This window comes from Streptomyces sodiiphilus (assembly GCF_039529215.1).
In the GTDB taxonomy this organism is placed as follows: domain Bacteria; phylum Actinomycetota; class Actinomycetes; order Streptomycetales; family Streptomycetaceae; genus Streptomyces; species Streptomyces sodiiphilus.
Genome location: NZ_BAAAMJ010000057.1, coordinates 14,185 through 26,059 on the forward strand (window position 1 = coordinate 14,185; position 11,875 = coordinate 26,059).

An 11,875-nucleotide genomic window follows, 5' to 3' on the forward strand; every position below is an offset into this window, starting at 1 on the left:
TGAAGCTACGCACCGCGGCCGCGGCCCTCGGCGCCATGGCCCTGGCCCTCTCCCTGACCGCCTGCGGCGCCGACAGCCTGGAGGCGGAGGGCGGCACCGGGGGGACCGGTGACGGAAAGAACCTGGTGATCGGCGGCGCGGGATTCACCGAGGCCGCCGTCATGGCCGAGCTGTACGCCGGGGTCCTCCGGGAGGCCGGGTACGAGACCACCATCACCCGGGTCGAGAGCCGCGAACTGTACGCGCCGGAGCTGGAGCGCGGCGCCATCGACATCGTCCCGGAGTACGCCGCCACCATGGCGGAGTTCCTGAACGCCAAGGTCAACGGCCCGGACGCCGAGCCCGTCGCCTCCAGCGACGTGGACGCCACGGTCGCCGCACTGCGCGAACTGGCCGGTCCACTGGGCCTGGAGGTGCTGGACGCCGGGGAAGCGGTGAACCAGAACGCCTTCGCGGTGACCGAGGAGTTCGCCGCGGAACACGGTCTGACGACCCTCAGCGACCTGGGCGAGTCGGGGCTTCCGGTCCGGCTGGCCGCCGGTGACGACTGCGAGCAGCGTCCGTTCTGCCGGCCCGGCCTGGAGGACACCTACGGCATCGACATCACCGAGATCGACCCCAAGGGCGTCGGCTCCACCCAGGCCAAGCAGGCGGTGCAGAACGGCACCGACGACATGGTGCTGGTGACCACGACCGACGCCACCCTGGAGGAGTTCGGCCTGGTGCTGCTGGAGGACGACCGGAACCTCCAGCAGGCCGACAACCTGCTGCCGGTCGTCAACGCCGACAGCGCCGGGGACGAGGAGATCGCCGCCGCCCTGGACGGGCTGACGCGGGTCCTGACCACCGAGGACCTCATCGAGCTGAACCGCAGGGTCGACGCCGAGCGCCACAAGCCCGTGGACGTGGCCCGGGACTACCTCACCGACAAGGGCCTGATCTCCGGCTGACCCCGCCCGGGGCCGCCCGGGGCCGGGCCCGGATCGGGTAACCGGCGGAGAACGGTCTCCCTGGGGCTCTCCCGTCCGGCCGGGCGTCACGGTAGGTTTCGGACATGGCCCGTGGACGTCACCGACACGCACCGCTGCACCGCCTGCTGATCCCCGCCGCCGCCGGCGGCCTGGCCGTGCTGTGCGCCCTGATCGCCTGGCTGGTGGGAGACCTGGGGGACGGGACCCAGCTGGCTTTGCGACTGCTGATCACCCTGGTGGCGGCCGCCGCCGTGACGGTGGCCCTGCTGATACGGCGCTGGGACCTCGACGCCGGCCGGAAGGTCGCCCGGGAGCGCGCGGCGAAGGCCGGCATCAGCTGGCAGGTGGAGGAGCGCAAGGCCGAGCTGGAGGAGGCTCAGGAGCTCGTCAGCGCCCTGGAGGAGAAGATCCGGGACAAGCGCGGCGAGCTCGGGCGGATGCGCACCGAGCACGCGGACCTGCTGCGCCGCTACGCGCACGCCGAGAGCGAGCGGGTCAAGGCGCTGGAGGGCAGGCGCCAACTGGAGCTGGAGGCCTCCGAGCCGGCCAAGGCGCTCACCGCGCACGCCGCCGACCACCGCAACGCGGCCGGCGCTCCGACCAGGCTGACCTACCTCCAGGCGTACGAGGCGCTGGGCCGGCTCTCCCGCAATGTGGCGCGCCAGCGGGCCGAGGAGGAGCGGAAGCGGGAGGCGGAGAGCCGCGAGCCCTATGTGTCCTCCGGGGTGCCCCCGCGCCGGCCGGACGGTTCCCCGGCGCAGCAGCACGGACAGGGGCGCGGGCGCATCGGCGGTTTCGACTTCTTCGGGACCGGCGGCGACGGCCCGGCATCCGGCCACGGCCCGGACTCCCGCGCGGGTGCCGCCGGCCGGCCGGCGGCGAACGGTTCACCCAGGCGCTGAGCGCCGCGGCGGCCGTCGGGCCCGGGGCGGTCAGCGGGCGAGGATGAGGCTCATCGCCTCGGCGCGGGTGGACGCCTCGCGCAGCTGGCCGCGGACGGCCGAGGTGGTGGTCTTGGCGCCCGGCTTGCGGATGCCGCGCACCGACATGCACATGTGCTCGGCCTCGATGACGACGATCACGCCGCGGGCCTCCAGGATGCGGGTGAGGGACTCGGCGATCTGGGTGGTCAGCCGCTCCTGCACCTGGGGGCGACGGGCGAAGACCTCGACCAGCCGGGCGATCTTCGACAGCCCGGTGATCTTTCCCGAGGTCGCCGGGATGTAGCCGACGTGGGCGACACCGTGGAAGGGCAGCAGGTGGTGCTCGCACAACGAGACGATCTCGATGTCCTTGACCAGGATCATCTCGTCGTGGCCGAGATCGAAGGTGGTGGTCAGGACGTCCTCGGGCTCCTGCCACAGGCCGGAGAGGATCTCCTTGTAGGCGCGGGCCACCCGGGCGGGGGTGTCCCGCAGTCCTTCCCGGTCCGGGTCCTCCCCGACCGCGATGAGCAGTTCCCGCACCGCGCTCTCCGCGCGCTTCTCGTCGTACTCCCTGATGGAGCCCTCGCCCGCCAGCGTCACCGGGTCGGTCATCGATCCTCTTTCTCCCGCAGCGTGCGCGGCGCCGTGCACAAGCACGCGCGCCCCTCAGGGTAGAACCCGAGGGGCGCGACGGTCATTCCGGGGGCCGGGTCAGCCGGCTCCGCCCTGGCCGGACGGCGGGTCGGCCGGCCTGGGCGGCGGCTCCTTCTCCAGCGACGGCTTGCCCGCCGGGCCGCCGTTCGCACTGCCGTTGGCCATGGTCAGCTCCTTGGCGGGGGCCGAGACCGGCGGGCGGGTGGAGGGGGTCCGGCGCGAGGAGCCCGTCCAGGCGGGCCGCGGGGGACGCTTGATCACCGGCTCGAAGATCTCGGCCAGCTCCTCCTTGTTGAGCGTCTCCTTCTCCAGCAGCTCCAGGACGAGGTTGTCCAGGACGTCCCGGTTCTCCACCAGGATCTCCCAGGCCTCGTTGTGCGCGGCCTCGATCAGCTTCTTGACCTCCTCGTCCACCAGCCCGGCGACCTCCTCGGAGTAGTCGCGCTGGTGGCCCATCTCCTTGCCCAGGAAGGGCTCGGAGTTGTCGGAGCCGAACTTGATCGCGCCCAGCCGCTCGGTCATGCCGTACTGCGTGACCATGGCGCGGGCGGTGGCGGTGGCCTTCTCGATGTCGTTGCCGGCGCCGGTGGTCGGGTCGTGGAAGACCAGCTCCTCGGCGGCCCGGCCGCCCAGCATGTAGGCGAGCTGGTCGAGCATCTCGTTCCGCGTGGTGGAGTACTTGTCCTCCTCGGGGAGGACCATGGTGTACCCCAGGGCCCGGCCGCGGGAGAGGATCGTGACCTTGTGCACCGGGTCGCTGTTCGGCGAGGCCGCCGCCACCAGGGCGTGGCCGCCCTCGTGGTAGGCGGTGATCATCTTTTCCTTGTCGCTCATGATCCGGGTGCGCTTCTGCGGCCCGGCGACGACCCGGTCGATGGCCTCGTCGAGGAACTTGTTGTCGATCACCTTGGCGTTGCCGCGGGCGGCCAGCAGCGCGGCCTCGTTGAGCACGTTGTTCAGGTCCGCGCCGGTGAAGCCGGGGGTGCGGCGGGCGACGGCCTGGAGGTCGACGTCCGGGGCGACCGGCTTGCCCTTCTGGTGGACCTTCAGGATCTCCAGGCGGCCCTGCATGTCGGGGCGGTCCACGGCGATCTGCCGGTCGAAGCGGCCCGGCCGCAGCAGCGCCGGGTCCAGGATGTCCGGGCGGTTGGTGGCCGCGATGAGGATGACCCCGCCCTTGACGTCGAAGCCGTCCATCTCGACCAGCAGCTGGTTCAGGGTCTGCTCGCGCTCGTCGTGGCCGCCGCCCATACCGGCGCCGCGGTGCCGGCCGACGGCGTCGATCTCGTCGACGAAGACGATGGCGGGGGCGTTCGCCTTGGCCTGCTCGAACAGGTCGCGGACCCGGGAGGCGCCGACACCGACGAACATCTCGACGAAGTCGGAGCCGGAGATGGAGTAGAACGGCACCCCGGCCTCGCCCGCCACGGCACGCGCCAGCAGCGTCTTGCCGGTGCCGGGCGGGCCGTAGAGCAGGACGCCCTTGGGGATCTTGGCCCCGACGGCCTGGAACTTGCCCGGCTCCTGGAGGAACTCCTTGATCTCGTGGAGCTCCTCGACGGCCTCGTCCGAGCCGGCGACGTCGGCGAAGGTCGTCTTGGGGGTGTCCTTGGTGATGAGCTTGGCCTTGGACTTCCCGAAGTTCATCACCCGGGAGCCGCCGCCCTGCATCTGGTTCATCAGGAACAGGAAGACGATGATGATCAGCAGGAACGGCAGGATCGACAGCAGCATGCCGACGAAGGGATTCTGCGACTTGGGCGTGACGGTGTAGCCGTTGGGCAGCAGCTCGTCCTCGTGCTGGAACTTGGACTGCAGCGTGGTGGCCAGGAACTCGCCCTGGGAGTCCAGGTAGCTCGCCTGGACCTGGCTGCTGCCCTCGATCTCCTCGCCCTCGATCAGCTCGATCTTGATGTTCTGCTCGTCACCGGTGGTGAGCTCGGCGGACTGCACCCGGTTCTGGCTGATCGCCTGGATGACCTCGCCGGTGTCGACGGTCTTGTAGCCCTCGGACGAGCTGAACACCTGCATCAGCAGAATGACGGCGAGGACGGCCAGCACGATCCACATCACTGGCCCACGGAAGTAGCGCTTCACGTCTCTCCACACGGGGCGGCGCAGCCCCGTCCCTCCTGGCACATAAAGGCACAGCCCCCGGACGGGATCTGCTGTGCGTGCGGTGTCCTACCCGGCCGGCGCGCGCCCGGCACCTGAACTTGCTGACCTCTTGCGACGGTACCGCAGCCTGGTCCCCCGGCGCTGCCGGAGAACGGAAGCTGTCGCTCCTGATGCTCCAACGGCGCACGGACGGCGGTTGTTCCCCGCCGGCAGCCGGGCACGGGCCGCCTGTGCGCGACGGCCCCTGCCGTCGCCCTAGCCTCCGTACACATGCGGGGCGAGGGTCCCGACGAACGGCAGGTTGCGGTACTTCTCGGCGTAGTCCAGCCCGTAGCCGACGACGAACTCGCTGGGGATGTCGAAGCCGACCCAGCGCACGTCGATGTCGACCTTGGCCGCGTCCGGCTTGCGCAGCAGCGTGCACACACCCAGCGACGCGGGCTCGCGGGAGCCGAGGTTGGACAGCAGCCAGGACAGGGTCAGCCCGGAGTCGATGATGTCCTCGACGATCAGGACGTCCTTGCCCTTGATGTCGGTGTCCAGGTCCTTGAGGATGCGCACCACCCCGGAGGACTGGGTGCCCGCGCCGTAGGAGGAGACCGCCATCCAGTCCATGGTGACCGGGGAGGACAGGGCCCGGGCCAGGTCGGCCATGACCATGACCGCCCCCTTCAGGACACCGACCAGCAGCAGCTCCCGGCCGCCGTACGCCTCGTCGATCCCGGAGGCCAGTTCCGCGAGTCTGGCGTCGATCTGTTCCTTGGTGATGAGCACCGACCTGAGGTCGTCACCCATGTCCGTCTCTCGCACCCGTGCCACTCTCTATCGGCTGTCGGTCGGCTTGCTGGAGGACCAGTCTGCCACCTTGCCTCCGGGCCTCGACGCGGCCGGGGAGATTCAGCGGGCGCTGGCCGTGCCAGGCGGTGACCAGCCGGTCGGTCTCCTCGATATGGCGGGCGAACAGGGATCCGGCCGGGGCACCGGCGGCGATGGCCGCCCGGCGCAGCACCCGGCGGCGCACCGCCGGCGGCAGGGCGCCCAGCGCGGCGACCTCCAGGGCGCCGTCGGGGCCGGTGACGGCCCGCTGGGCCTCCCGCGCCCAGGCGTCCAGGGCGTCGGCGTCGTCCCGGGAGAGCTGCGCGGTGCGGGCCAGCGCCTCGACGACGCCGCGGCCGAGCGTCTTCTCCAGCACCGGGAGGGCTTCGTGCCGGACCCGGGAGCGGGTGTAGGAGGGGTCGGCGTTGTGCGGGTCGTCCCACACCGGCAGCGACTGCTCCAGGCAGGCCTTGCGGGTGGTCTGGCGGTCCACCGCCAGGAACGGGCGGTGGTAGCGGCGGGTGGCGCCGGGGCCGGCGGAGACCGCGGCCATGCCGGACAGCGACCGGGTGCCGGAGCCGCGGGCGAGGCCGAGCAGGACGGTTTCGGCCTGGTCGTCCCGGGTGTGGCCGAGGAGGACCGCCACCGCGCCGTGCCGTTCGGCCAGGGCGTCCAGCGCGGCGTAACGGGCGTCGCGGGCCGCGGCCTCCGGGCCGCCGCCGCGTCCGACGCGCACGGCGGCGGTCTCGACGGGGTCCAGGCCGAGCGCGGTGAGCCGGTCCGCGACCTCCCGGGCGCGGGCCGCCGAACCTGCCTGGAGGCCGTGGTCGACGGTGACGGCGCCGGCGCGCACACCCGCGCGCGGCGCCTCGAAGGCGAGGGCGGAGGCGAGCGCCATGGAGTCGGCGCCGCCCGAGCAGGCGGCCAGCACGAGCGGCGCGCGGCCGGCGGAGGCGGGACCGGCGGGCGCGGGAGGCGCTTCGGGGAGCGAGGCGAGCACGTCACGCAGCACGCGGCGGACCGCCAGGCGTATCGCTGCGACCGCGGGATGGGGACCCATGTCCGGATCACTTCTTTCTGCAGGGGGAGCATTCTCGGCAGGGCACTCGGCGGGAGCCGAGGCATGCCGTCACACTGAGTGCCTGAATGGTGACAGAAGAGTGGTGCTCCCCGAGCATCGCACGCCAGGCATGCGTGGGCGGTCCCTCGTACGAGTGATTGCGGTGGCGTTCACCACCCGTCGGCCGGCGCAACGGACAGCATGCGCCCCGTGAGGCGCGTCCCTACGAGAGCCCCGGGCGCACGCGGGCGACCCAGTCCGCCGGGGAGGCGATCTCGTCCTTGGTCGGCAGGGTGTTGGGGGATGTCCACACCTTGTTGAAACCGGCCATGCCGGCCTCGTCCACCACCGAGCGCACGAAACGCTCCCCCTCGCGGTACTGCCGGAGCTTGGCGTCCATGCCCAGCAGCTTGCGCAGCACCCGGTCCAGCCGCCCGGCGCCCATCTGACGGCGACGGGTGAACTTCTCCCGGATCTCCACCACCGACGGCACGACCTGCGGCCCGACCCCGTCCATGACGTAGTCGGCGTGGCCCTCCAGCAGCGACATCACGGCGGTGAGCCGCTCCAGGATCTCCCGCTGCCGCGAGGTCTGCACCAGGTCGGCCAGGCTTCTCCCGCCGTCCTGGCCGCTCCCGCGCTCGGCGGCCTCCTGCTCGGCGGGGCGCCCGGCCACCGCCTGGGCCGCCTCCTTGAACCGCTCCAGCAGCGTGGCCGGATCGACATCGGCCTCCGAGAGGAACGCGTGGATCTCGCCCTCCAGGTGGTCCCGCAGCCAGGGCACCGCGGTGAACTGCGTGCGGTGGGTCTCCTCGTGCAGGCACACCCACAGCCGGAAGTCGTGCGGATGGACGTCCAGCTCGCGCTCCACGTGCACGATGTTGGGCGCCACCAGCAGCAGCCGTCCGCCCCCGCTGCCGGCGGGCAGCCCGGGCCCGGGCGGGGCGAAGGTCTCGTACTGGCCGAGCACCCGTGAGGACAGGAACGCCAGGAGCATGCCGACCTCGACGCCGGTCACCCTGGAGCCGACCGCGCCCAGCGCGGCACCGCCGGGCATCTCCGCCCGGCGCCGGCTCATCCGGTCGGTCATCGGCGCCAGCAGCTCCCGGAAGCCGGCGACATTGGCCCTGACCCAGCCGGGCCGGTCCACGATCAGCACCGGGGTGTCCGCGCCACCGGTGTCCATCCGGGTGAAGGACCGGACGTGCTCCTCGGAGGCCGTCGCGTGCCGCCGCAGCTCGGCCACGGCCTCCCGGGCCTCGTCCCGGGTCACCTCGGGACCGGGACGGGCGAGGCGGGTCGCCGTGGACACCGCGAGATTCCAGTCGACCATGTCCGTACCACCGAGACGCGTCATGCCCTCCACGGTACGGCCCCGGCCCGGGGGACGGACAGTCAGCGGGCCCCGTACCTCGGCGGAAGGGCGTCAGTGGTCCGCCAGGCGGGCCGCCGCCCGGTCCAGCGCCTCCTCGGCGGCACGCGCTCCCGGGGTTCCGGTGGCCAGGAAGGCGAAGGCCAGTACCCGGCCGTCCCCGGTCACCACCGTGCCGGCCAGGGCGTTGACGCCGGTCAGCGTGCCGGTCTTGGCGCGCACCAGCCCGCCGCCCTCCTCGGCGTACCGGCCGCTGAGGGTTCCGGTGAATCCGGCCACCGGCAGCCCGGTCAGAGCCGGGCGCAGCTCCGGGTGCCCCGGGTCCGCGGCCGTCACCAGCAGGCCGGTCAGCAGGCCGGGGGTGAGGCGCCCGGAGCGGTCCAGCCCGCTGCCGTCGGCGATCCGCACCCCCCGCATCGGCAGCCCGAGATCCTCCAGCCGCTCGGTGACCGCGCGGGCGGCCCCCGCCCGGTCGGCCCGGTGGCCGCCGGCGATCGCGGTCTGCAGGGCGAGGGACTCGGCCAGGTCGTTGTCGCTGTCGGTCAGCATCCGTTCGACCAGCACCGAGACCGGGGCCGAGCGGTGGCCGGCCAGCCGTTCGGCACCGGCCGGGGCGGTGCGCTTCGCCGCCGAGGCCCCCTGGACGGTGATCCCGTGCTCCCGCAGATGGCCGGTGAAGGCGGCGGCCGCCTCGCCGGCCGGGTCCCCGGTGCGCGGTGCCGGCCCCCGGGTGCTGTCGTCCAGCCGGCCCGCGTTCACCATGAGCGGGCTGATCGGGGCGATGTTGGCGTTGACGCCGATCGGATGCCGGGTGCCGCCGCCCCGGTAGCGGGTGACGTCGTAGCCGACGCCGACACCGGCCTCGTGCTCGCCCCGTTCGCGCAGCGCCTCCGCGGTGCGGGCGGCCAGTTCCTCCAGCCGGCGGGCGGTGAGCGTGGTGTCCCCGCCGCCGACGAGGATCACCCGCCGGTTCCCGGCGTCCCACACGACATGAGTGTCGAGCCGGTGGTCGGGGCCGAGCGCATCGAGCGCGGCCACGGCGGTGGCCAGCTTGGTGGTGGAGGCCGGCGACGAGGCGGCGTCCGGACGGAGGGCGAACAGCTGCTCACCGGTGCCCAGGTCCACCACGGCGGCAGCGACCCCCTTCCCCAGCGCCTCGTCGGCCAGCAGCGGCTTGAGTTCCCTCGCCAGGGCGGCGGGGTCCGGCAGCGCCTCCTGCCGCCCCTGCGGGGCGTCACCGGGGGGCGCTTCACCGAGGGGCGCGAGCGGCGTGAGAACGGCGCCGGCCGGCGCGGGGCCGCCCGCCGCCGGACGCGCGGGCGGCAGGCCGTCCCGCCCGTCGGACGCCTCGGCGGCGCTCACCCGCTCGGCCGTACGCTGGCCGTGGTCCCACGGGCCGGTCAGAGCCACTGTGACGGCGGCCACCGCCAGTCCCGCGGCAGCGGAACCCACCGCCAGCCGTACGGCCGCGCGGTGCCCCCGCACCGTCTCGGACGCCCTCCGCAGCACTTGGGACCAGCCCCTTTCGCGAGCGCATACCTGCGTGGGGGACACTTAATCACCTGTTGGCTGCACATATGCTTAAGGAGCCTCCCCGTGGAGTTCGACGTCACCATCGAGATCCCGAAGGGTTCACGCAACAAGTACGAGGTGGACCACGAGACCGGGAAGATCCGGCTGGACCGGCACCTGTTCACCTCGACCGTCTACCCGGCGGACTACGGGTTCGTGGACAACACTCTGGGCGAGGACGGCGACCCGCTGGACGCGCTGGTGCTCCTGGACGAGCCCACCTTCCCCGGCTGCCTGATCAAGTGCCGGGCGATCGGCATGTTCCGGATGACGGATGAGGCGGGCGGCGACGACAAGCTGCTGTGCGTCCCGGCCTCCGACCCCCGGATGGAACACCTGCGTGACATCCACCACGTGAGCGAGTTCGACCGGCTGGAGATCCAGCACTTCTTCGAGGTCTACAAGGACCTGGAGCCGGGCAAGTCGGTCGAGGGCGCCGACTGGGTCGGCCGCACCGAGGCGGAGGCGGAGATCGAGGCCTCCTTCAAGCGGCTGGCCGACCAGGGCGGCGAGCACCACTGACGCCCTCCCGGCCCGAGCGCCGGAAGTCAGAAGCCCCGGGTGCGCTTGGCCGCCCGGCGCCGCTCGCGGCTGAGCAGGCCGGGGGTCCTGATGAACAGCCTGGCGATCTCGCTGCCCAGGTTCACCCCGATGGCGATCGCCAGCGCCAGCGTGACCGCCCGGAGCAGATGGCCCAGCCCTTGGTCGATGTCCCCCTGGGCGAAGCCCAGCAGCCCGAAGTAGACGGCGCTGCCCGGCAGCAGCGGGCCGATGGCGGCGGTGATGTACGGCATGGCGGAGGCGAACCGGTACCGGGACTGGAGCTGTCCGAACAGTCCCACCATCCCGGCGCCGACCAGGGTCGCCGCGAAGGGCGACAGCCCGGCCGTGTCGTGCATGGCACCGAACATCAGCCAGGCGATCCCGCCGTTGAGCGTGGCGGGAAGCACCGTGTCCCGCTCCTGCTGGAGCAGCACGCAGAAGGACAGGGACAGCAGCAGTGCCGCACCGAGCTGGATGGCGGGCCGGACGGCCCGCTCCATCACGTCCGGGGTGAGGCCGACCCCGCTCACCTCGCCGATGTAGAGCACCCCGAGCACACCGACCACGATGCCCACGATCAGGTAGCCGACTTCCAGCAGCCGGGCCGAGGCGGTGATGTAGTAGCCGGTCAGCCCGTCCTGCACGCCGGCGACCAGGGCCCGTCCGGGGATGAGCGCGAACAGGCCGCCGGTGATCACCGAGGCGGCCTGGCCGGCCGGGTGGCCGACCGCCCAGACGACCCCTATCGCCGCCGGTGCCACCGCGGCGGCCACGAACTGGTAGAACTCCGGCAGTCCGCGGCGGGACAGCACCCAGGCGAACCGGTCGCCGAGCATCGCCCCGGCCGCCGCCAGCAGGAACACCTGCCAGTTGCCGCCGACCAGGGTGCTGGCCGCCCCGGCCAGCAGGCCGCTGGCGACGGTGAGCTGCCACGTGGAGTACGGGTGGCGGTTGCGGCGGATGTCGGCCAGCCTGCGGTAGGCCTCCTCCAGCGTGACGTCACCGGAGGTGATGTCGTCGACCAGCCGGAACACGGCGGCCAGCCGGGTGTAGTCGGTGCCGCGGCGGCGGACCGTGCGGCTGAGCGTCACCGGGTCGTCCACCAGCGAGGGCTGGTGGGTGATGGACAGCAGGGTGAAGGTGACCGTGGCCTCGCTGCGGTCCAGGCCGTAGGAGTGTGCGACGCCGAACATCGCGGCCTCGACGTCCTCGGCTCCCTCTCCCCCGGCCAGCAGCAGTTCGCCGATGCGCAGCGTCAGGTCGAGCACGCGCGGCACCGGCAGCGGGGTCTCCGCCTCGGCGGCCGGTTTCTCGGGCGCGGGCCGCTCGGCCAGCGGCAGACGCACCATGCTGCGCATCCGGTCCTGCCAGGGCGCGCTCCGGGTGATCCCGAGGGCCGGTATGCCGGTCGCCGGGGTGAAGGCGAACTTGCTGTGCTCCTCCTCCTCCGGTTCCGGGACGCGCAGCCGTTCCGGGACGGCGAACTCCGAGGTGGGGTGCTCCTCGGCGGGCCCGGGCAGTTCCAGGCCCTCGGGGACGGCGAACCCCGAGCTCTGCTCGTCCTCCTCCAGCCGTATCACGGGCATGAGCTGCGGCGAGGTGAACGCGCTGTGTCCGTCCCCGGTCTCCGGCCGCCCGGTGGCCCGGCCGTCCTCCGGCCGCTTGTCGTCCCCGGCCACGTGCTGATCGCTCCTCGGTCGCTCGGCGGGCGGTCCGGGGATCGCCCGGCACCGCGCTTGAGGTCTTCCCCCGGCGAAGTGGGGGGTTGGCCCCGCTATGGGCCCCTGTCGCGAAGCATAGGATGATCCACACATCCGGGTGCGAGGACACCCCCGGCAGCAGC

The 11,875-nt window shown here is 72.8% G+C and carries 10 protein-coding genes; 3 read left to right on the forward strand and 7 right to left on the reverse strand.

Features of this window, described 5'->3' with window-relative positions; translation table 11 throughout:
• Positions 1-35: 35 nt before the first annotated feature.
• The gene (locus tag ABD299_RS20960) at positions 36-950 is read left to right on the forward strand and encodes an ABC transporter substrate-binding protein (RefSeq protein ID WP_344265071.1); all 915 of its coding nucleotides are present in this window, start codon (positions 36-38) and stop codon (positions 948-950) included.
• A gap of 104 nt (positions 951-1,054) precedes the next feature.
• Positions 1,055-1,873, forward strand: a complete 819-nt coding sequence (locus tag ABD299_RS20965) for a hypothetical protein (RefSeq protein ID WP_344264950.1) — start codon at positions 1,055-1,057, stop codon at positions 1,871-1,873.
• 30 nt (positions 1,874-1,903) lie between these two features.
• Here ABD299_RS20965 and folE read toward each other — a convergent pair whose 3' ends face one another.
• The 6 genes from folE to dacB all read right to left on the reverse strand — a co-directional run bounded on the left by folE (position 1,904) and on the right by dacB (position 9,426).
• Positions 1,904-2,509 (reverse strand): GTP cyclohydrolase I FolE, encoded by a 606-nt coding sequence (gene folE, locus ABD299_RS20970; RefSeq protein WP_344264953.1) that lies wholly within the window; start codon positions 2,507-2,509, stop codon positions 1,904-1,906.
• 99 nt (positions 2,510-2,608) lie between these two features.
• Positions 2,609-4,621 carry an ATP-dependent zinc metalloprotease FtsH gene (gene ftsH / locus ABD299_RS20975; RefSeq protein WP_344265074.1) on the reverse strand — a complete coding sequence of 671 codons (2,013 nt, stop codon included), beginning with the start codon at positions 4,619-4,621 and terminating at the stop codon, positions 2,609-2,611.
• Positions 4,622-4,924: 303 nt separating this feature from the next.
• Positions 4,925-5,464, reverse strand: coding sequence for a hypoxanthine phosphoribosyltransferase (hpt, locus tag ABD299_RS20980; protein ID WP_344264955.1), 540 nt, complete (start codon positions 5,462-5,464; stop codon positions 4,925-4,927).
• On the reverse strand, positions 5,457-6,545 hold the full coding sequence (gene tilS, locus ABD299_RS20985; protein ID WP_344264957.1) for a tRNA lysidine(34) synthetase TilS: 1,089 nt from the start codon (positions 6,543-6,545) through the stop codon (positions 5,457-5,459). The genes hpt and tilS overlap by 8 nt, the downstream gene beginning before the upstream one ends.
• Before the next feature lie 223 nt (positions 6,546-6,768).
• The gene (locus tag ABD299_RS20990) at positions 6,769-7,902 is read right to left on the reverse strand and encodes a zinc-dependent metalloprotease (RefSeq protein ID WP_344264960.1); all 1,134 of its coding nucleotides are present in this window, start codon (positions 7,900-7,902) and stop codon (positions 6,769-6,771) included.
• A 69-nt stretch (positions 7,903-7,971) separates the two neighbouring features.
• Positions 7,972-9,426, reverse strand: a complete 1,455-nt coding sequence (dacB, locus tag ABD299_RS20995) for a D-alanyl-D-alanine carboxypeptidase/D-alanyl-D-alanine endopeptidase (RefSeq protein WP_344264963.1) — start codon at positions 9,424-9,426, stop codon at positions 7,972-7,974.
• Between the two features lie 87 nt (positions 9,427-9,513).
• Between dacB and ABD299_RS21000 the strand changes: the two genes are divergently transcribed.
• On the forward strand, positions 9,514-10,011 hold the full coding sequence (locus ABD299_RS21000) for an inorganic diphosphatase (protein ID WP_344264965.1): 498 nt from the start codon (positions 9,514-9,516) through the stop codon (positions 10,009-10,011).
• Between the two features lie 26 nt (positions 10,012-10,037).
• On the opposite strand, the gene ABD299_RS21005 is transcribed toward ABD299_RS21000, so the two are convergent.
• Positions 10,038-11,711, reverse strand: coding sequence for a threonine/serine exporter family protein (locus tag ABD299_RS21005; RefSeq protein ID WP_425581387.1), 1,674 nt, complete (start codon positions 11,709-11,711; stop codon positions 10,038-10,040).
• Between the last annotated feature and the right edge of the window lie 164 nt (positions 11,712-11,875).